At 63.8% G+C, this 20,412-nt stretch carries 14 protein-coding genes; 6 read left to right on the top strand and 8 right to left on the bottom strand.

Annotation, left to right across the window (positions count from 1 at the left end):
- Window positions 1–148: 148 nt before the first annotated feature.
- Both AC3E6W_RS05360 and AC3E6W_RS05355 read left to right on the top strand, forming a co-directional pair.
- Window positions 149–1,189 (top strand): alpha/beta fold hydrolase, encoded by a 1,041-nt coding sequence (locus tag AC3E6W_RS05360; RefSeq protein ID WP_490652519.1) that lies wholly within the window; start codon window positions 149–151, stop codon window positions 1,187–1,189.
- 9 nt (window positions 1,190–1,198) lie between these two features.
- Window positions 1,199–2,326 (top strand): glycosyltransferase family 4 protein, encoded by a 1,128-nt coding sequence (locus AC3E6W_RS05355; RefSeq protein WP_490652518.1) that lies wholly within the window; start codon window positions 1,199–1,201, stop codon window positions 2,324–2,326.
- A gap of 236 nt (window positions 2,327–2,562) precedes the next feature.
- Here AC3E6W_RS05355 and AC3E6W_RS05350 read toward each other — a convergent pair whose 3' ends face one another.
- The 7 genes from AC3E6W_RS05350 to AC3E6W_RS05320 all read right to left on the bottom strand — a co-directional run bounded on the left by AC3E6W_RS05350 (window position 2,563) and on the right by AC3E6W_RS05320 (window position 12,630).
- A complete protein-coding gene (locus AC3E6W_RS05350; protein ID WP_049334121.1) occupies window positions 2,563–2,805 on the bottom strand; it encodes a hypothetical protein in 243 nt (80 codons plus the stop codon).
- A gap of 334 nt (window positions 2,806–3,139) precedes the next feature.
- Window positions 3,140–3,391, bottom strand: a complete 252-nt coding sequence (locus AC3E6W_RS05345; RefSeq protein WP_490652517.1) for a DNA mismatch repair protein — start codon at window positions 3,389–3,391, stop codon at window positions 3,140–3,142.
- Between the two features lie 225 nt (window positions 3,392–3,616).
- On the bottom strand, window positions 3,617–5,983 hold the full coding sequence (locus AC3E6W_RS05340; protein WP_490652516.1) for an aconitase: 2,367 nt from the start codon (window positions 5,981–5,983) through the stop codon (window positions 3,617–3,619).
- A 63-nt stretch (window positions 5,984–6,046) separates the two neighbouring features.
- Entirely contained in the window at window positions 6,047–8,455 is a 2,409-nt protein-coding gene (locus tag AC3E6W_RS05335) for a primosomal protein N' family DNA-binding protein (protein ID WP_490652515.1), read from the bottom strand.
- A 34-nt stretch (window positions 8,456–8,489) separates the two neighbouring features.
- On the bottom strand, window positions 8,490–9,695 hold the full coding sequence (gene metK / locus AC3E6W_RS05330) for a methionine adenosyltransferase (RefSeq protein ID WP_049334119.1): 1,206 nt from the start codon (window positions 9,693–9,695) through the stop codon (window positions 8,490–8,492).
- A 188-nt stretch (window positions 9,696–9,883) separates the two neighbouring features.
- Window positions 9,884–11,827 (bottom strand): excinuclease ABC subunit UvrC, encoded by a 1,944-nt coding sequence (uvrC, locus tag AC3E6W_RS05325; protein WP_490652514.1) that lies wholly within the window; start codon window positions 11,825–11,827, stop codon window positions 9,884–9,886.
- A 122-nt stretch (window positions 11,828–11,949) separates the two neighbouring features.
- The gene (locus tag AC3E6W_RS05320; RefSeq protein ID WP_049342848.1) at window positions 11,950–12,630 is read right to left on the bottom strand and encodes a lysophospholipid acyltransferase family protein; all 681 of its coding nucleotides are present in this window, start codon (window positions 12,628–12,630) and stop codon (window positions 11,950–11,952) included.
- Window positions 12,631–13,240: 610 nt separating this feature from the next.
- Between AC3E6W_RS05320 and AC3E6W_RS05315 the strand changes: the two genes are divergently transcribed.
- From AC3E6W_RS05315 to AC3E6W_RS05300, 4 genes are all read left to right on the top strand, one after another.
- The gene (locus tag AC3E6W_RS05315) at window positions 13,241–15,652 is read left to right on the top strand and encodes a nitric-oxide reductase large subunit (RefSeq protein WP_313968218.1); all 2,412 of its coding nucleotides are present in this window, start codon (window positions 13,241–13,243) and stop codon (window positions 15,650–15,652) included.
- Window positions 15,653–15,654: 2 nt separating this feature from the next.
- A complete protein-coding gene (locus tag AC3E6W_RS05310; protein ID WP_049334115.1) occupies window positions 15,655–16,485 on the top strand; it encodes a transposase in 831 nt (276 codons plus the stop codon).
- Between the two features lie 217 nt (window positions 16,486–16,702).
- Window positions 16,703–17,476 carry a slipin family protein gene (locus tag AC3E6W_RS05305; RefSeq protein WP_049334114.1) on the top strand — a complete coding sequence of 258 codons (774 nt, stop codon included), beginning with the start codon at window positions 16,703–16,705 and terminating at the stop codon, window positions 17,474–17,476.
- 200 nt (window positions 17,477–17,676) lie between these two features.
- Window positions 17,677–18,450, top strand: a complete 774-nt coding sequence (locus AC3E6W_RS05300; RefSeq protein WP_490652513.1) for a YoaK family protein — start codon at window positions 17,677–17,679, stop codon at window positions 18,448–18,450.
- Between the two features lie 212 nt (window positions 18,451–18,662).
- Here the strand turns inward: AC3E6W_RS05300 and AC3E6W_RS05295 are convergent, their stop codons facing one another.
- Window positions 18,663–20,411: an ABC transporter ATP-binding protein gene (locus AC3E6W_RS05295; protein WP_490652512.1), complete on the bottom strand. Its 1,749-nt coding sequence runs from the start codon at window positions 20,409–20,411 to the stop codon at window positions 18,663–18,665.
- Window position 20,412 lies beyond the last annotated feature (1 nt).

The raw sequence follows: 20,412 nt of genomic DNA, 5'->3' as shown, positions 1-20,412 counted from the left end.
TCTCGACTACCAAATGGACGGCACCACCCACCCGACCACCCGCGCGATTACCGATGCGCCAGGCGGGTTTCAGAGCCCTTTCAGGCTTCTCCCCTAGAATTAAGAACGGGACTTTGCCGTCCCAGTACCCAACCCGCGAAAGGTACCCATGACCTCCACCGTTACCCCGGACTCCCCCAACACCTCAGTTCTTGAGGGCGTGCCCGGCCCGCTCATTCCCGGCACCCGCCACGACGCCCTCATTGGTGAGGGCGCGCAGGCGGTCATGACCCGCTACTGGCAGTACGGCAAAGGCATGAACGACGGCACCTTCCCCGAAGGCTCCTACCCCGTGCTGCTCGTGCACGGCTTCCGCGGCGACCACCACGGCCTGGAAATCATCGCGAACTACCTGCTGAAGCTCATTCCGAACGTCAGCATCATCAGCCCCGACCTGCCCGGCTTTGGTCGCTCCGCAGACCTGCCCGAAAGCGCCCTGGACGAGGACAGCATCGACGCGTACGTGGCGTGGCTGAACGACTTTGTGAAGCACACTAACCCCGCCCGCGAGGATGCACAGCCCCTACCGCTGCACCTGGTCGGCCACTCCTTCGGCTCCATCGTCACCAGCGCCTTCGCCGCCGCACACCCGAACTCGCTCGCGTTCCTCTCGCTCATCAACCCGATTAGCGAGCCTGCCCTCGAAGGTAGCCAGCGCGTCGCCTCCCGCCTCGCCTCCCTCTACTACCGCGCCGGCGCGGCACTCCCCGAAAAAATCGGCTACCCGCTGCTGCGTTCGCAGCTGATTACCCGCGCCTCCAGCGAAGTCATGATGCGCACCAAAGACAAGGCAATGCGCCGCTTCATCAACGGCCAGCACGCCGCCTACTTCGGCTCCTTCGGCTCCCGCCGCGGAGTGCTCAGCGCCTACGAAGCGTCCATTACGCACACCGCCGCCGAATACGCCGCCGCCATCCGAGTACCGGTGCAAATGCTCGTTGCCGAAGACGACGACCTGGGCACCCCCGAAACAGCTCGCGCCATGTACGCGACGCTGACCTCCCGCAGCCTGCCCGCTACTTCGACCGGCGCCCGCGAGCGCCTGGACATGATCCCCGAAGTCGGGCACCTCATCCACTACGAAACCCCTCGCCGCGCCGCGGAACTCATCGCCGATTTCGCCGCCGGCCACCCAGGGAAAGAGAAGTAAGGAACCAACATGAAACTCATGGTTGACGCCCGATACACCCGTATCGGCTTCCACGACGGCATCAGCCGCTACACCGCCTCCCTGCTGGGCGCGCTCAAAACCCTCATCGACACCGGTGACGAAGCCGCCGCCGACCTCGACCTGACCATGATCATTAGCGACGAGCGTCAGCTAGACATGCTGCCGGATTTGCCGCACGTGAAGATCTGCTCGCCCACCGGCCCGCTCGAACCGACCGCCTCGCTACAGCTGAACAAGTACGCGCCGGACGTGGTGTTCTCCCCCATGCAGACTATCGGCTCCACCGGACGCAAATTCAAGCTGATTCTCACCTTGCACGACCTGATCTATTACTCGCACCCGACCCCGCCCGGGTTCCTGCCCGCACCGGTGCGCGTGGGCTGGCGACTCTTCCACAAGACCTACACCCCGCAGCGCTTCCTGCTCAACCACGGCGACGCGGTCGTGACGGTTTCTGAGTCGACCGCCTCGCTGATTCGTGAGCACGAGCTGACCACCAAGCCGCTGTTCGTGGTGCCCAACGCCCCGCAGCCCGGCAGTGTGGTCTCCCGCCAGACCGCGCTGGAACGCGCCACCACCCGCGAAGAGCAGCCCGTCAAGCACCTGGTGTACATGGGTTCGTTCATGCCGTACAAGAACGTTGAAACCCTGCTGCTGGCGATGCGTTCCCTGCCGGATTACCGCCTGCATCTGCTGTCGAAGATGCCGCCGCAGCGCCTGGTGCAGCTCACCGACGAGCGCCTTATCGGTGAGAACGTGGAGGTGCACAACGGCGTGAGCGATGAGGAGTACCAGCAGCTGCTCCGCCGGGCGCACGCCCTGGTGACCGCCTCCCGCGAGGAGGGTTACGGCCTGCCCGTGGTCGAGGCTCAGGCTGCCGGCTGCCCCGCGGTGATTAGTGACATCCCGATTTTCCGTGAGATTGCCCCGCACGCCGTGTTCGCGCCGGTTGACGGTGCCCCGGAGGCGCACGCCGCCGACTGGGTCAAGGCAATCCGTTCCCTGGAGGACACCGCCGTTCGCGAGCGCGTCATCATTGACGGCCTGTCGGATGTGCGCCGCTACTCCTGGCGCGACTCGGCGCTCAAACTGCTGGATGTCGTGCGCGGAATCTAGAGCCTGCGTTGGGCAAAGAAATGCCGCCGCACTCCCCCGAAACTCGGGAGGGTGCGGCGGCATTCTCGTATTTAGTTTGTGGTTGCCGGTAGGTGCGTTTCCCTATACAAGGGCGGCGAGGCTGCACCTTCCGGAAGCGCCCTCAGGGTGCCCGAAGCGAAGCGAGGGCGGGTTCCCTGCGTAGGCGCGGAGGAAGTGTGTAGCGAACCGCCCCGAAATCAAATCACGGAAACCCGCTAGACCGCGGTGAAGCTACCGGTGCGGGCCTCTTCTTTTGCCACCAAATCGTTGACGTGGGTGTAGGCGTAAATAATCTTCGCGTCATCCAGCTCAGCGAAACGCGCCAGGTAGCGGCAGACCGCACCGCGCTGGGCCATCGTCATGGCCGAAAGCAGTTCGGGGTTGGGGTGGGTGATACCGTTGCTACGCTCGGGAGCGGAATCGCCGAATCCGGGTTCGTAATCGTATGCCGGGCTCATCGTCGAAAGCCTTTCGTCAGGGCGTCGCTACAGTGCAAACGCCACGCGGAGTAACACGGCGAATAGGTTCGCAGCGATAACCGGATGCCTCTTCGCGGTGGTGGTTGTGATACCTCTAAAGTACCCAAGAGCCAATCAATGTTCAAGAACCGCTAGGGAACAACCTCATAATGGACACGTCCGCGGTTGTCAGGCGGAAATCAGGGGGCATCAGAGAGGCAGGTAACCGCCGGTTTTTCCCCACCGTTTGAGTCCACCGTTAGAAGCTTAAAAAGAAATGCCGCCGCACTCGTCAAGAGTGCAACAGCATTTCCTAAAGCTCTAATTATGCAGGCTACGCCACGCTTACGCAGAGGCCGCGCTCGGCGTCCCTACGGGCCAGCTCATAGGCGTGGCCGTACGCGTAGAAAATCTTTGCGTCGTCCAGCTCCGCGAAACGCGCCAGGTAGCGGTAAACAGCTCCTCGTTCCGCAACGGTCATATCGGCAAGCAAAACGGGGTCAGGGTGCATGACGCCGTTATTGTGTACAGAAGCAGACCCGCCGCATGCAGGTTCGTATGCGGGGGTGATCATAGTCTGAGTCACCAGTATTCATCTTTCGTTGGTGCGCACGGTTGTGAGGCGTACGCGAAGTTGAGTGATAGATACCGCCGATACCCTCTCGACAAGCGCCGAAAAAGTGCCCGCGGTGCCGAATATATTACCGTGAATACGACGGCTAAACCAGTTGGGACCTCAAAGATTCAGCTATGAGCCATTAGATGCACATTGGTGCACGGATTGTGGGGGTAGCCCCAACGCGGCGCTACCCTAACCCGCATCGGGCCGAGGCGCGCTCGCCTCATCGACGACTCCCCCGGCGACGCTCTCTCGCGCCAGAGTGCGATCAATCTTCGTCACCATGAACCGTTGGAACCGACGCTGAGTCGCAGGAGACAGCACCACCACGAGCAGCACCTCCACCGCGAACAGAATCGCCAGCAAAGCGAGGCCGCCGCCGGGCGAATCCACCTGCTCACGCAGGTACCGGGCCGCGGCCACCGCCCACTCAAACCCCGCGGAGTCCAGGACCGGCACATCCAGACCGGCCTGCGCCGAAACGTGCAGAAGCGACGCCGCATTCAGCAGCAGCACAAACAGCGCGGTCAACCCCGCATACAGGCCGTAGTGCACCGCACGCGCAACCCTTTTAGCCCGGGCAAAGGCACGGTTGAGCTCGGCGCCGATATCGTTCACACCCTCCAGCAGGTGCGTGTCGGCCGGTAGAACGTGCGGCAGCAAACGGCGCGACAGCATGAGCGGAACCGGTGAGCTGGCGTCAAAATACTGCATGTGGCTACTCACCGAAGGCCCCGGCAGGGTCGCGAAGGTAACCTTCACATCGGTCGGCTGTGTGATGTTCGAACGCCCGATGCTATCGCCGCGCGCCGCAATCTCACAGTGATCCACCACGTTCATCTCGTGCAGCGAGGGCGCATAGGCGCGCACGAACAGGTGACAGCAGCTACGCACCGATACGACTATCGCCAGCATCACGACGCACCAGAACGCCACGCCCAATGCGGTGGGCGCAGGAACCCTCGCTTCACCGCTCAGGTAGGCAAGCACCAGCATGAGGGAGGTAAACATCATGAATACCCCGTGCACAAAGAGCGTCGGAATAAGCCACCTAATCAGGGAACGTGTGCCGTAGACATTCCAGAAGGCAGGGATCGCCCCCGTCTCCTGCGCAATGCGACCCCGGCCCTTCAGCGCCGAGAGCACGGCGAAGACAACCGTGGCCGCGCCCAGCGTCAACGGAATCAGCATCATGTGGCGCAGCAGTGAGGCGTAGGGGCCAACCAGAAGCAGGGCCTCCTGAACCCAGGCGAACCCGGCTACCGCTCCGAGGGCCAGCAGGGTCAGGCGGTTGCGGAACCCGCCGGAGCTATCGAGCGGAGCGGGAACGTCGTTGCGGTCACTGGCGATGATACTGATCGGCACCACACCGTTACCCAGCCCGTAGAAGAAACGCAGGGGTTTCTTTCCGGCCTTCGCACGGCGACGCAACAGCTCATACCCCAGGTACCCGCCCTGCGAATGGGCAATAATACCCGGGGCATCACTACGGGCCGCCAGCAGATCCAGCTGACGGTCCAAACGCGCGTAGATGCGCTCCAAATCCCGAGACTCAGGGCTGGTCGCCGTCTGAATCAGCTGCGTGGGAATCGCCTTCACCAGCGCCCACAGCTCGCGGGCACGGCGAGCCAAAGCCCAACCCAAAATACCCAGGCTGAGCACGGCCACCAGCGCCGTCAGCAGACCGCGGCTCGTGCTCAGGGAAGCAACAAAAGCGTCGCGCATCGTCACGATTGTCACCACCGCCAGCACAAGCCAACCGGCCACGTTCACAAAACGCGCTATCGACCGGAGCAGCTGCCCGGCGCGATCGGTCCAGGTTCGGCCCGGACGCTCGTAGTAGAGACAGAACATGAGGAAAAGCGGCAGCACCGAGACCAGCCAGGGCAGGTGATCTCTTAGGGGACGATAGTGCTTCGGGCGCCAGAACCCCTCCTGAAGGAGGATGCTGCGACGCACCACCGAACGCTCCGGACGGCTCGAACGCGAGGCGCTGAGGCGCTCCTGCAGGCGTCGTTCCTGAGCGCGCAGCCCCTCCGAGATACGCGCCTGCAACGACGAGGCGCTCGGCTCGTCGACGGCTTCCCGGTCCTCCGGGGACTCGGGTACTTCGGTAGATTCGGAAACTTCGAGAGTTTCGGGGGTTTCTGGAGCCTCGGGGGCCTGCACGTACTCCAGCGTGAGCGCGTAGCTCAGCTCGCGGTGCTCGCTATGCGAGGTCACCTCCCCCGATGGCGGCTGAGTATCGCCGTCGGGGATGAGCGTGACGCTCCCCCGGGTCGCCTCCTCGGGGCTGTCCGCGGCATCGGAACCGGTATCGGGTGCGGCTGCGCTCGCCATTGTGGCCAACGTCTGCAGACTGTGCGCCACCGGCTTGCCGAAGTAATCCAGGGTTTCACCGAAGTTCTGGTACCCGATGCCGTGAATCAGCAGAACCGCGGCGTCGTGCCGGCGACCCGTACTGTGCAGGGCACTTTTGGGGTGCCGGGAGGCATACCCCAGCAGGGTCCGCTGCTCGTCCGAGGGCAGGGAACTGCCCTTCACCAGCTGGCGATCCACGACGCCCCCTTTCTGCACTGTACCTCTGCGTTTTCTGCAGATAAATCCGCAAGACTGTGGGTTTTAAAGCACGTCCAAGCCGTCACAACGCACCTGAACGGGCCGCTCCCCCACGGTTTTCTTGAGGGCGGCCATCGTGGCGCGCGTGGCGCGTAACTCGTGCGTCACCTGCTGGGCAATACCGTAGGAGAAGAAGATCAGGGCGCGCCAATCCCCGCGCACCGGGGATTCCTCCGGATCATTCTCCAGGGTCTCGGACCAGGCGAGATAGCCGTGGTCCAGCGGAACCGGACCGACCACCCGCAATTGCTCGCGCACAGACTCGGGTAGGGCCGAAGAACCCAGGAAGATTTCCATAAAGGAGCGCACGTCAGCCTCCGCGCCGGTTACCGCGGCCGTGCGCACCGCCGGAGGCAGGCCCGTCTGGGCACGCTCCTCCAGCTCCTCGCGAGCGAACCAGGCCGGATCCCAGCGGATGAGGGCCTGCTCCACGGGCGAGGGCGAAGCGGTCGTCACCACGGTTCCCTCCAGCGCCGCCGGACGCACCAGGGCCGCCGCGTTAAGCCAACGACGCAGGGCGGCCTCGGGGGCGCGCAGGGAATCGAAGTAGAGCATCTTATCGGCGTCCAGAAGCAGGGCCGCCGCGTAACCGCCGAAAGCCACGGGCTCGGCCCCGGGAGTCGCCACGACCAGGGCCGGTTCCGGGCCGACCGTCGCGCGCACGTGGTCGCCCGAGGAGGAAATTACCGGAACGTTCGGGAAGGCGCGGCCCAGCTCCTCGGCCGTACGCATCGCCCCCACCGTCGAGGAACGCCAGCGGTTAAACCCACATTCGGGGCACCGCCACTGCTGGGCCAGATGGCCGCACCACGCACAGGAGGGCACCGATGAACCGGAAGCAAGCGAAAGCGGGCCGCTGCACACGGTGCATCGGGCTGGCATGCGGCACCGCGCGCACGAGAACGAGGGCACGTAACCGCTACGCGCCACCTGCACGAGCACCGGGCCTCGGGACAGGGCGCGGCGGGCGTGCTCGAAGGCCAGGTGCGGGATGCGCGCCACGGCAGCCAGCGGGTCGCGAGCCAGCTCGTACTCCGAACCGGTCGAGAAGATGCGCGGCGAATACTCACGCACGAGCGAGCGAGGAGCCCGCAGGTAGGTGGCCCAGCGGGTGCGTACCAGGCGTGCCGCCTCGCTACTCATCGTGAACCCTGCGAAGAGCGCCGCGGCGTTCTCCGCTGAGGCGCGCAACAGTAGCACGTCGCGGGCGTGGCAATAGGGGGCGCGCTGTTCGAGCAGCGACGAGTCGCCGTCGTCCCAGCAGACGACCAGGCCCAGGTTAGCGACCGGGGCGTAGGCGGCCGCGCGGGTTCCGATGACGACGGGCACGCGACCCAGACGGGCCTTGAGGAACCCGTGGTAGCGCGCGTGCGGGCCCGAATCGGCGCTCAGGCGTGCGTAGGAATCGGTGGGAAGCACCCGCGCGAGGGCGCTCTCCAGCAGGTCGAGGCTCTTGGCGGTGGGAACCACGGCGATGGCGCCCCGCCCGGAGGTTGCCGCGGTGGCTAGGGCCGCGGCGAGCACATCGGCCCAGGTGTGTTCCAGGTGGCCGGGAAGCACGGTCATGACGGCGCGGCTCGCGACGCCGGCGGCCACGTCCTCGATAAATTCGGGGCCGTTTTCGTAATCGGAGAAGACCGCGGCGGCATCGGGTGCGTCCTCCAGCGGGGCGGGAGGCTCAAGGGTGAAGGGCGCGGGTGCGCCGGGGGTAGCGAGCCAGGCGTAGGGGTCGGCCTCAGTACTATTTCCGCCTATCAGAGAGTTTTTAGCCAATTCACCCTCAGCCTGAACCTGAGATTCGCAACCCTCACCTTCAATCGAAGGGTTACCGGCAGATTCGCCCTCAACCGGAGCTTGAGGTCCCACCTGGGAAGGCTCGTAACCCGGCAGGAACGGAGCGTACTTCTTATCCAGGGCGGCCACACGCGGAGGAACCGCCAGGCGCAACACGTTCGCCACCGTGGAGGCGTAGCGATCGGCCAGCGCTTCCGCCACGCTGAAAATCTCGGGCGCCACCACCGGCACACGCGAGAGCACCCCCTTGAGCGGGGCAAGCGAGGACCGCGTCCAATCGGTCGTGGCCGCGCGCTCCTCAATGTAGCCGGTCATCTCGTGGCCGTTGAACAGCACACGCACGCGGGCGCCGGGCACCGCATCCTCACTCAGCTCGGCGGGCACGCGATAGTCGAAGGTGCGGTCCACCTGCGGCAGGGTGCTATCCACACGCACGCGCGCCACGGGGTTCACCACGCCGCTGGCCCGCAACTCGGCGGCCACGCTGACCGGCTCGGGCGTCGCGGGAATCAGGGCATCACGAAGAGCAGGAAATCCCTGCAACAGGTCAAGCTGTTGCAGGGATTCCTGCTGGGTACCCGCAGGTACCTTCGGTTCATCAGAACGGTTCTGACTCACGCGCGCTATCGTGCTCTCGTTCGCTGAATTCGTTCTAGGAGGAGGACACTGCCGAGCGCAGTGCATCCACGCGGTTGAGGCGCTCCCAGGTGAACTCCGGCTCGGTGCGGCCGAAGTGGCCGTGAGCCGCGGTCTTGCGGTAGATGGGGCGGCGCAGGTCCAAATCGTTAATGATGGCCAGCGGGCGCAGGTCAAAGACCTCGCGCACGGCGCGCTCAATCTTCAGCGGGTCAACCTTCTCGGTGCCGAAGGTCTCGATGTACAGGCCAACGGGTGCTGCCTGGCCGATGGCGTACGCCACCTGAACCTCGGCGCGATCGGCGAGGCCGGCGCCCACGATGTTCTTGGCGACCCAGCGCATAGCGTAGGCTGCGGAACGGTCCACCTTCGAGGGGTCCTTACCGGAGAACGCACCGCCACCGTGGCGTGCGGAACCACCGTAGGTGTCAACGATGATCTTGCGGCCGGTCAGGCCGGCGTCACCGACGGGGCCGCCCTGCACGAAGCGACCGGCGGGGTTGACGATGAACTTGGTGTTGGAGGAATCCAGGTCCACGGAGCTGAGCACGGGGGCAATCACATGCTTCTCAATGTCGGCGCGTAGGTCGGCCAGATCGTAGCTGGCGGTGTGCTGGCTCGAAACAACCACGGTATCAACGGATACGGGCACGTTGTTCGAGTCGTAGCCGAGGGTCACCTGGGTCTTGCCGTCGGGGCGCAGATCGGTCAGCAGGCCGTCCTTGCGCACCTTGGTCAGGCGCTCGGAGAGGCGGTGTGCCAGCCAGATGGGGGCGGGCATCAGCACGTTGGTCTCGTTCGATGCGTAACCGAACATGATGCCCTGGTCGCCCGCGCCCTGGCGGTCGTAATCGTCGGCGGCGATGCCCTGACGAACTTCGAGGGACTCGTACACGCCGGCGTTAATGTCCGGGGACTGCTCGCCGATGGAGACGGAGACGCCGCAGAACTCGCCGTCGAAACCGCGGGTCGAGGAATCGTAACCGATATCGAGGATGGTCTCACGCACGATGGAGGGAATCTCGACGTAGCTGGAGGTGGTCACCTCACCGGCGACGTGCACCTGGCCGGTGGTCACCATGGTCTCCACAGCAACGTTCGCTGCGGGATCCTGGGCGATAATGCCGTCCAGGATTGCGTCGGAAATCTGGTCACAAATTTTGTCGGGATGGCCTTCAGTCACCGATTCGCTGGTGAATAGGCGTAGATGGTTATTACTCACGGTTTCCACTCTACTGGTTGAGGGCACGCAAAGGTAGCGCGCTCGTAATGATGACGGTTTCCTTCAATTATGACACGTTTATGACGGCCGGTTACGGGCCCCATTCGCGGGTTCACGCACCGGTCCTCGCACGCCGGTCACGCGCAGCCCGCACGCAAGAGGCCCACCGGCGGGACCCAATCGGTGCGTTACGCCAGCGCCGCCATAATCTTCTGCGCAAGCGCCGGGCCGATGCCGGGCACCTGTGTTAGCTCCTCCTCGGTGGCCTGCTTAATCTGCGCCACCGACCCAAAATGCTTCACGAGCGCGGCGCGCTTAACCTCACCCAGTCCGGGTATCTCGTCCAGGGCGGAGGCGACCATGGCCTTGCCTCGCTTGGAGCGGTGGAAGGTGATGGCGAAGCGGTGCGCCTCATCGCGGATGCGCTGCACCAGGTACAGCGCCTCCGAGGTGCGCGGGAGCACGACCGGGTAGTCGTCATCCGGCAGCCACAGCTCCTCCAGGCGCTTGGCGATTCCGGCCACGTACACATCGGTAATACCCAAATCGCTCAGGGCGGCGGATGCGGCGGCCACCTGGGGCGGACCGCCGTCCACGAGCACGAGGTTCGGCGGGTAGGCAAAGGTCTGCGGCTCGGGCGTGGAGGCGTCAATCTCACCGGAGTGCGCGGGCGCCTCGGCGCGCTCGGCCCGCTGGGCCAGGTGCCGCTTGAAGCGGCGGGTGATGACATCGTACATGCTGGCGGTATCGTCGCGTGCGGCGTCCCCGGTGATGCTGTAGGTGCGGTAGGCCTTCTTGGCGGGCATGCCGTCTTCGAAGACCACCATGGAGGCGACCACGTTCGTACCCTGCACGTGCGAAATGTCGTAACATTCGATGCGCAGCAGCGGGTCGGGAAGCTCTAGGGCCGTCTGCAGCTCCATGAGGGAGGCGCTGCGGGTGGTGAGGTCGCCGGCGCGCCGGCTCTTGTGCAGGGTGAGGGCCTGGCGGGCGTTTTCGGTGACGGTCTTCATGAGTTCGGCCTTGTCGCCGCGCTGCGGAACGGCGATTTCCACGGGTCCACCGCGCACCTCCGCTAGCCAGGATGCCAGCTGTTCCTTGTTCTCGGGCTCCACCGGCACGAGCACGGAGCGCGGAATATCGTAGCTGTTCAGGCTTTCGGTGCCGCTACCCTTCTGGGCGGCCAGGCTGACCGCGATATCGCTGTACACGCGGGTGAGCAGCTGCTCGATGAGCTGCGCGTCGGTGCTGTCGTCCACCTTTTCCACGATCCAGCCGCGCTGGCCTCGGATTCGGCCGCCGCGCACGAAGAACACCTGAACGGATGCCTCGAGGTCGTCCTCGACGTAGGCGAAGAGGTCGGCATCCACGGTCGAGCCGAGCACCACGGCGTTTCGCTCGAAGGCCTTGGTGAGTGCCGCGATGTCGTCGCGGAGCACCGCGGCGCGTTCAAAGTCCATCTGGGCGGCGGCTTCCTTCATCTCCTTGGTCAGCAGCTCGATGTACTTCTCGGCGCCTCCACCCATGAAGCGGGTCAGGCCGCGGGCCAGTTCGCGGTGGTCTTCGGCGCTGATTTTGCCCACGCAGGGCGCCGAGCATTTGTCGATGTAGCCGAGCAGGCAGGGGCGTCCGCTGTTCTTGGCACGCTGGAACACGCCGTTCGTGCAGGTGCGCACCGGGAAGACGGTCAGCAGGGCATCCAGAGTTTCACGGATGGCCCACACCTGCGAGTACGGGCCGAAGTAGCGCACACCCTTGCGGCGCTCACCGCGGGTGACCATGGCGCGCGGGTACACGTCGTTGACGGTCACAGCCAGGTACGGGTAGGACTTATCGTCACGGAAGGCGATATTGAAGCGCGGCGCGTACTCCTTGATCCAGGTGTACTCCAGGTGCAGGGACTCCATCTCGCTGGCCACCACGGTCCACTCGACGCTGGCGGCGGTGTGCACCATCGCGTAGGTTTTGGGTCGCAGCGTCTCGGGCGAGGCGAAGTAGCTATTAAGGCGGTTGCGCAGGTTCTTGGCCTTGCCCACGTAGATGACGCGCCCGTCGGCGTCACGGAACCGGTAGACGCCCGGGTCGGTGGGAATTTCTCCGGGAGCGGGACGGTAGCTGGAGGGCTCTGCCATGGGTGCTTTCTCCTCGGGCGCGGGCGGACATACGACAAACCGCGCATCCTACGCCTACCCCGCGTGCGGGCCCATGCGTGGATGCGCGGTTAAAGTCTACGCGGTGCGCGCCGGAAGAAGGTTTAGCCGGCGTCGCGTGCGGCTGAGGGCGAAACGTTGTACTCGTTCTTTCGCGCCTGGCCGGACAGCTGGGCGATCTCATCCATGATCGTGTCGGTGGTGGCGCGGCGCTGCTTGCCGCTCATCTTCTCGCCGGTCTTCTCAAAGTAGAGCGGCTTGCCCACGCGAATCGTGAAGCGGCGCGGGTAAATCATGTTCGAGCCGGGCTTCTGCAGGCGGTCGGTGCCAATCAGGCCGACGGGCACGACGGGTGCACCGGTCATGTGTGCCAGCCAGGCCACGCCAATCTTGCCGCGGTAGAGGTAGCCGTCGCGGGAGCGGGTGCCCTCGGGGTAAATGCCGAAGACCTTGCCCTCGTTCAGCTTCTCCAGGGCAATGTCGAGTGCCTTGAGCGATTCGGAGCGGTCGGAGCGGTTCACGGGGATGATGTCCACGGCTTCGAAGAAGGCTTTCATCATCTTGCCGCGCGGGCCGGGGGTGTTCACGTACTCGGCCTTGGCGAGGAACGCCACGCGGCGGGGCATCATGGCGGAAATAATGATGGAGTCCAGGAAGGAGAGGTGGTTGGAGGCGACAATCACCGGGCCGGTGGCGGGGAAGTTCTCGAGACCGGTCACGCGGGCGCGGAAAACGGTGCGCAGAATTCCGGTGACTGCTTTCTGGGATGCCTGATAAATCTTCATGTGAACTCCTGGAGGCTGTACCGACGGTGGACGACGGGCCGGCGGTGGGGTGCGCGGTGCAGAGGGAAGCTACTCCCCCGCTGCGCGTATGTACCGTGTTAGATAAGGGGCGCTGGCGTCCGCTACCGATTTCATTATTCCATACCCCGGGCCGCTCGTAGCTCCGTTCCTCCCGGGTTTATCGGGGGCCGGTCGAACGGGGTTCAGGAGGGTTACTTCGGCGGCGCTTTGCGGCGGGTGCATCGGGCTTTTGCGGGAATAATGCGTTTACCGCCGGTTGATATATAAGGTTGCGGCATATAAGCCTTTCCTTTGTTTTTGCCGCGAAGTGAATTTTGGTAGGGTAGAGGTAGGGTAGACACGAGGAACAACAACGGAATGTACGGGCGCTGTCGCCCCGGGAGCATCCTCCCCGAGTGACCTCGGCGTCACATTGAGACACCTCGTCACCAAAGTTTTATAAATGCGCATTTAATATGCAAAAATAGGGTAAGGGTGGGCTGTCGCACCTCCCTCTCCGGACGATTCGCTACCCAGTGAGCCGCCCTCCAGCGGATGTGCGTCGGTCCCATTCGAACCGCAAATCCACGCACACTGGAGACATATCACTATGGCTACAAAACCCGTCTCGCGTGCTGAGGCAGCTAAGATTGCCCGCCGCACAGACACGGTCGGTGCCTATGCCGGTAAGGGCTGGGTACAGGCTGTTGCGTTTGTGATGCTCCTGGGCTTCACCATCATGGCAGTCCTCGCAATGCGCACTTACGCACTCTCCATGCCGATGCCCGACAAGATTGTCGGCAACGACGGCAAAGTAATCGCAACCCAGGAACAGATCCTGCATGGTCAGGAACTCTTCCAGGCACGCGGCCTGCAGCAGTACGGAACCGTCCTCGGCCACGGCGCCTACCTCGGCCCCGACTACACTGCAGAGTACCTGCGCCTGACCACCGATGCCGCCATCAAGGAGTATCGTGAGCAGGGCAAGCAGGACCCCCGCGAACTCGTCAAGAACGAGTGGCGCAAGGAGAACAAGTACGATGAGCAGACCAAGACCCTGACCTGGTCCGCTGGTGAGACCAAGGGCTTCCAGCTCATGCTCAAGCACTACAGCGACACCCTGATGAAGGGCGACACCTCGCAGGGCCTGTTCCCCCACGCCATTAAGAACGACGAAGAACTGCACGACCTCGTCGCATTCTTCGGCTGGACCGCATGGGCCTCGGCAGCAGATCGCCCCGATCAGCCCTACTCCTACACCAACAACTGGCCCTCCGAGCCGAACGTTGACAACAAGCCCACCGCAGACCTCATGGTCTGGTCGGCCCTGTCCCTGATTACCCTCATCGGTGGTACGGGTCTGATGTTCGCCATCTACGGCCGCTGGTCCCGTTCCATCGGTTGGCACGCTGAAGAGGCACCCGTCCTCGACTTCCGCCAGCCCGACGAAGTTCGTCTGACCCCCTCGCAGAAGGCAGCCTGCCTGCTCTTCGCAACCATCCTGGTGCTCTTCCTCCTGCAGGCTCTGGTGGGTGCGCTCACCGAGCACTACCGTGAAGAACTCACCGGCTTCTTCGGAATCGATATGGGCCAGCTGCTGCCCTACACGGTATCCCGAACCTGGCACCTGCAGCTCTCCCTCTTCTGGACCGCAGGCGCGTTCCTGGCGGGCGGTATCTTCATCGCCCCGCTGATTACCCGCCGCGAACCCAAGAAGCAGGGTCTGCTGACCTACGTCCTCATCGGTGCCGTGGTCTTCGTGGTGCTCGGCTCGCTGCTGAACGAATGGTTCTCGCAGAAGGGTCTGGTCCCCACCAACTCCATCTTCTCGCAGCAGTGGGAGTTCCTGGACCTGCCGCGATTCTTCCAGATTCTGCTCATCGTGGGCATGTTCATCTGGATTGTGATCGTCGCACGAACCCTCACCGCCCGCCTGAAGGGCTCTAAGAAGACCTCCCTCCCCTGGCTGTTCCTGTTCTCGGGCCTGGCCATCCCCATGTTCTACGCGGTCGGCCTTCTCGCCGGCCAGCGCACTCACGTGTCGGTCGCCGAGTTCTGGCGCTTCTGGGTGGTTCACCTCTGGGTGGAGGACTTCCTCGAGCTGTTCACCACCGTGATGGTGGCGTACATCTTCGTGCTGCTCGGCGTTGTCCGCGAGCGCATCGCTATCTCCATCATCATGATGGACGCCGTGCTCTACTCCGTCGGTGGCGTGGTCGGTACCCTGCACCACACCTACTTCGTCGGTACCCCCTCCGAGCAGATGGCATTCGGTGCGTTCTTCTCCGCAGCTGAGGTTATCCCGCTGACCTTCCTGACCGTTGAGGCATGGGGCTTCATGCAGCTGGGTGCTCGCCAGTACTCCAACCGCACCAAGCCCTTCCCGCACCGCTGGGCCGTGATGTTCCTGATCGCCGTGGGCTTCTGGAACTTCCTCGGTGCAGGCGTGTTCGGCTTCCTCATCAACCTGCCGATCGTGTCCTACTTCGAAATCGGTACCGCACTGACCGCAAACCACGCACACGCCTCCATGATGGGTGTGTACGGTATGCTCGCAATCGCGTTCGCGGTCTTCGGTCTGCGCTACCTGGTTCCCGAGAACAAGTGGCCTGAAAAGGGCCTGAAGTTCTCCTTCTGGACCCTGAACATCGGTCTGCTGTGGATGTCCTTCATCTCGCTGCTGCCGCTGGGTATCGCTCAGCTGTACAAGTCCGTTGGTGAAGGCTACTACGAGGCTCGTTCCTTCGCGTTCATCCACGACGGCGCTTCCGCCGTGATGGGTTGGATGCGTATGCCCGGTGACGTCATCTTCCTGGTCGGCATCTTCCCGCTGATCAAGCTGGCTTGGCTGGGTATCAAGGAGATCTTCTCCAAGAACTCCAAGGAGACCGTCCTCGAGCTGCCCGAGCCCCCGCTGTACGAGGTGGTTGACGACGCTCGTATCGCCGAGTTCGCCGGTGCCAAGGCTGCTGAGGAGCTGCCCGAGCAGACCAGCCCCTACCGTAGCGATCGTCGAGGCTAACCATGCCTGAGCAGATTGCTGGAGTATCTTTCTTCGTGTGGCTGGCCTGCGTGTACGCGCTCGGCCTGGTCGCCGTGGGGTGGTGCTTCGATATTCTCGCTAAGCGCACCAGCCAGCGTGTCGTGGCGGCGCGAACCTTCGGGTTCACCTACCACGAAGAGAGCGATGCGTGGCTCTGCCCCGAAGACCAGTGGCTGTGGGCCACGGCCTTCGACTCGGACAACCGCGTCATGCGCTACCGCGCTAAGCCCAGCGTGTGCAACACCTGCCCGATTAAGGACAGCTGCACCGTCTCGGCAAACGGCCGCGAACTCACCCGCGAGGTGGACGAGTGGCCCTACTCCGAGTCGGGACGATTCCACCGCGGACTGGCCGTGGCGGTCTCCCTGCTGGGCGTTGTGGTCATGATTGGTGCGGCCATCGTGTGGCACTCTCCCCTGGAGCTTCTGGTGGAGGCAGCCGCAGTGGTGGTCGTCCTATCGCTGACCTACCCGCTGGCGATTAAGCTCATGCGTTCCCCCGCCAACTTCGAGGGTGACCCGAAGCATATTCACGCATCCACCGCCGAAGAGTCGATGAACGTGAAGATGGATCGCTTCGCCGCGAAGTGGGGTGGCGTCTCGAACGAGCGTAAGCGCCGTACCGAGCAGGCCCGCAAGCAGATGATTGCGGATGCATCCCTGCCGGTTCGCACCTCGGTCCTCGACCCGGATCGCCCCGCCTGGAGCGGTACCGGTGCCTCGGTTAAGCGACTGCATAAGACCACGAACGAGGTCTTGCAGGAGCAGAACCTGGCCGAAGTTGAGGCCGCCGAGAAGCTGGCGAAGAAGTAGCAATGCTGATGGTCCCTCCGTCCCGGCGTTCCCCCGCCGGGGCGGAGGCCCATTGCGCATCACCCCCCCTGAACTTCCCCACCGGAAGGGCCGCCGCGAGCACCACGTGCCGCTGACAAACTTTCCGAACACACCCTCCCGTCGAGTCTGTACGAGGCGCAGTCGATGGGTGCACATGCCCCGAATGAACCATCCCGAATAGATGTGAAGGAAACCCATGGATCCCGTCACCCTGGCAACAATCCTCATCCCAGTTGCCGTTATTGTTCTTTTTATTCTGATTCGTATGTTCCGCGTGATCCCCGAATATGAACGCGGTATCTCCTTCCGTTTCGGCCACCTGCGTTCCGAGCTGAAGCCCGGCCTGAACGTGGTCTTCCCCCTCGTCGACTCCCTGCAGCGCGTTGACATGCGTGTTATCACCCTGACCATTCCCCCGCAGGAAGTCATCACCAAGGACAACGTTCCCGCCCGCGTGAACGCCGTTGTCCTCTTCCGCGTGACCAACGCCAAGAACGCGGTGCTTGAGGTCGAGAACTACCCGATCGCCACCAGCCAGATCGCGCAGACCACCCTGCGTTCTCTGCTGGGTCGCGTTGACCTGGACACTCTGCTCGCGCACCGCGAGGACCTGAACGAGGACCTGCGCTCCATCATCGGCTCCCGCACCGAGCACTGGGGCATCCAGGTTGAGCTCGTCGAGATTAAGGACGTTGAGATTCCCGAGGCTATGCAGCGCGCCATGGCACGTGAGGCTGAGGCCGAGCGTGAGCGTCGCGCAAAGATCATTTCGGCACGCGGTGAGCTTGAGGCTTCCAGCGAGCTGAAGGAAGCATCCGACATTCTGAGCCAGTCCCCTGCCTCCCTGCAGCTGCGTTACCTGCAGACCCTGCTGGAGCTGGGCGCCGACCAGAACTCGACCGTGGTCTTCCCGCTGCCCATGGACGTCATCGGCCCCCTCGTGGGTGCGCTCAAGGGCGAAAGCAAGTAAGCTACTCCCCCTAAGCTAAAAACCGAATAGTACGCAGGCCCCGAGCAGATAGCTGCTCGGGGCCTGCGCTTTAACGGCGGCCGGCCCGCGGGGTTCCTCCCCCGATCCGCTAACCGCCGCCGTCCATGCCGTAGCATGGAACCAGAAGGCCCCCGCCGGCTGGGTCTTCAGACCTACCACCGACAGATGAGGGCGGTCACATGCTTCACCACCTCTGCGAGACTCTTAGACGTATTCCCGCGCCTCGCCGCTACGGGCGCATCATGGCGCTACTCCTCGCCTCCCTGGGCGGCGCGGTAGACGTCTTCTCGCACATGCGCTACGAGGCCCTCGTCGCCACACAGACCGGTAACTTTATTCTGCTCATCGCCGACTTGCACCGCGATACTCCCCACGCGGTGCACCTGCGCTGGTTCTCCGTCATCTTCTTCAGCTGCGGATACCTGGGAGGGCATCTTATCCATGATCTGCTGGGGCAGCGGGCCCGGACGCGGCACTGGCGCATCGGCACGCTCCTGCCGTTCCTGCTGGTATGCTTCGCGGTACCCTTCATGGATAGAACTCTGAGCAATAGCTTTCAGGTGGGCGCGCTGGCCTTTACGGTAGGCCTGATGATCCACGCCCTCGCGGACACGCGCATTGGCGAAAATCCCTTCTCGCTCTTCATGACCAGCGGCAATTGGCGCAAAATGCTCAGCGCCTGGTACGCCGCCGGTTCCCTGTACCTCCCGCGGAAAACCCCCGATGGAGCGTCAAAAGATGAGGCGAAGGCGCAACGCCGCGCGGCTCTACTCAAAGCGCTCGACTACTCGCTCGTGGTCATCTCCTTTATAGCCGGAGTGCTTCTCATGGCCCTTGTGCACCGGTGGGTCGGCGTATTCTCCATCTGGCTGGCCGCGCTGGTGGCCGGTGTGGCGTTCTGCTTCGGCTACCAGGCGGAGAAGAAGGAATCCCGCGCGGAGGGGAACGGCTAGGTTCTCCGCGGCTGGTCCCGACTGCCGGTCCCGACAGCCGACCTCAACGGCGGCCACGGGTTTCACGCAACACCGGCCCGCGCTTTAAACACGTAGTGCCCGGCATCGCATCGCACGGTGCCGGGCACTACTGTTGCCGGGAGCTGGGCGTACTCTACGAGGCGCGCTCGCGGGGGTCTGGTACATTCTTGCCCCCGGGAGCCCCGGCGGGTTTAGGTCAGGGCGAAAATCTCTGCCGGTGAACCCTCCGCAATGATCCTACCCTCGTGCAGCAGGACCGCGCGGTCAGCCAGCGAGGCGATACGCGCATCGTGCGAAATGATCAGCACCGCACGGTTCGCCAGCACGGCGCGCAGGGACTCGGTTGCGTCCGCGAGCTCCAGCTGGGTGGTGGACTCGTCCAGAATCACGGCGTGCGGGTCAGCAAGCACAATACGTGCCAGGGCCAGCTGCTGAATCTGGTCGCGAGTCAGCGGCGAATCCGCGCCGCTCACGACAGTATCCATACCCTGCGGCAGGTCGCGCCACCAGCGGGCGCCTACCGCATCCAGGGCGGCCTGAATCTGCTCGGCGGTCGCGTCCGGCACGACCACCGTAAAGTTATCGGCGAGGGTTCCGAAGAAGACGTGCGCTTCCTGGGTGCAGACCAGCAGGCGCGGGCGGCCATCGGCGGCGGCGTCGGTCGGGAAGTCGCCGTGACCGACCGGGCGACCCATCACGGTGATGGTGCCGTCCAGGGCGGTCAGCGAACCACCAATCAGACGGGCCATGGTGGTCTTACCCGAACCGGAACGGCCCACCAGGGCGAGCGCCTCACCGCGGCGAATCTTCAGGTTGATGCCTTCAAGCACCAGGGCGTCCGGCGAGTAGCCGTAGGAGACGTGGGAGCAGTCAATGGCGTACTCCGGGTTCTTCACGGCTTCATCCGACACCTTGGAGAAGGCCTCGGCCCGGTGCTGTGCGCGCTCCTCACGCTGCTTCTTCGCCAGGGAGACCACACCGAACACGCGGCCCATGTTCACGAGCATGATGCGCAGGCTGCTCACGTGGTGGTTCAGCATGTCGGCGAGGGTTCGCAGACTGAAAACCATGACCGAGGCGGTCGCCACGGCACCCCAGCTTGCCCAGCCGATAGCCACGCAGGCGGCACCCCAGAGCATGCACAGAATCGTGGGAATCCATGCGTTGATGGCATCCACGGTGAAGTACAGCTGACGGATGCGCACCATGCCCAGCTGCGCGGCGAACTGGCGCTTGTTCTCACCGGCGAAGGCATCTTCGCGGGCGGCGTGAACGCCCAGCTCACGAATCGTGGAGGTGCCGCGAATGTTCTCGGTCAGCACGCTGTTGAGGTCGCTCACGCGCTCCTGGGTGGTCTGGTTGCGTGCCGCCATGAGCGGTAGCATCTTCGACATGATGAGGGCAAGACCGGCAATCATGGGCAGCATAATCAGACCCATTGCGGGGCTCACAAACGCCAGAGAGATCGTGGAAACCAGGAAGTACAGGACCACGTAGATTGCACCGAGAAGGTCTGTGCTGACAGCATTTGCTGCCGAGGACAGGTCGTCGGTCACGCGGGTGAGCAGGTCGCCGCTGCCGGCTTCTTCCACGGTGCGTGCGTCTAGGTCGAGGGTGCCGTCGAGGGTGTCCTGGTTGGCATCACGGGTGACGAGCGCACCCAGTCGGGCCGCACTGTACGAGGAGACCATGAGGGTTATCGCCTGCACGATGAACGCCGCCAGGATAATCAGAATCGGCTGCCACGGGTAGCTGGAAAACTTGCCCGCCACCACGTCGTCCACGGTGGCACCAATCTGCAGGGGCACCACCGCACCCATGAGGGTGCTGACCATGTAAATGACGAAGGTGTAGAGGGCTCGTCCCTTATGCACTGCGAGGTAGTTCCACATGCGGCGTGCCACGTAGGCGGGGGTTTCGATGGGGAGCTGCTTTGCCATG

It is taken from the genome of Rothia sp. SCPM-O-B-18226 (M350) (assembly GCF_058213595.1).
The sequence above is the reverse complement of the archived record's forward strand: the minus strand, read 5'-3'. Positions and strand labels throughout refer to the sequence as shown.

What these genes read in the sequence shown, in the direction of transcription:
- AC3E6W_RS05360 (WP_490652519.1), top strand. Translation starts at nt 149, where the DNA reads ATGACCTCCACCGTTACCCCGGACTCCCCCAACACCTCAGTTCTTGAG.
- AC3E6W_RS05355 (WP_490652518.1), top strand. Translation starts at nt 1,199, where the DNA reads ATGAAACTCATGGTTGACGCCCGATACACCCGTATCGGCTTCCACGAC.
- AC3E6W_RS05350 (WP_049334121.1), bottom strand. Translation starts at nt 2,805, where the DNA reads ATGAGCCCGGCATACGATTACGAACCCGGATTCGGCGATTCCGCTCCC.
- uvrC (WP_490652514.1), bottom strand. Translation starts at nt 11,827, where the DNA reads ATGGCAGAGCCCTCCAGCTACCGTCCCGCTCCCGGAGAAATTCCCACC.
- AC3E6W_RS05320 (WP_049342848.1), bottom strand. Translation starts at nt 12,630, where the DNA reads ATGAAGATTTATCAGGCATCCCAGAAAGCAGTCACCGGAATTCTGCGC.
- AC3E6W_RS05315 (WP_313968218.1), top strand. Translation starts at nt 13,241, where the DNA reads ATGGCTACAAAACCCGTCTCGCGTGCTGAGGCAGCTAAGATTGCCCGC.
- AC3E6W_RS05310 (WP_049334115.1), top strand. Translation starts at nt 15,655, where the DNA reads ATGCCTGAGCAGATTGCTGGAGTATCTTTCTTCGTGTGGCTGGCCTGC.
- AC3E6W_RS05305 (WP_049334114.1), top strand. Translation starts at nt 16,703, where the DNA reads ATGGATCCCGTCACCCTGGCAACAATCCTCATCCCAGTTGCCGTTATT.
- AC3E6W_RS05300 (WP_490652513.1), top strand. Translation starts at nt 17,677, where the DNA reads ATGCTTCACCACCTCTGCGAGACTCTTAGACGTATTCCCGCGCCTCGC.
- AC3E6W_RS05295 (WP_490652512.1), bottom strand. Translation starts at nt 20,411, where the DNA reads ATGGCAAAGCAGCTCCCCATCGAAACCCCCGCCTACGTGGCACGCCGC.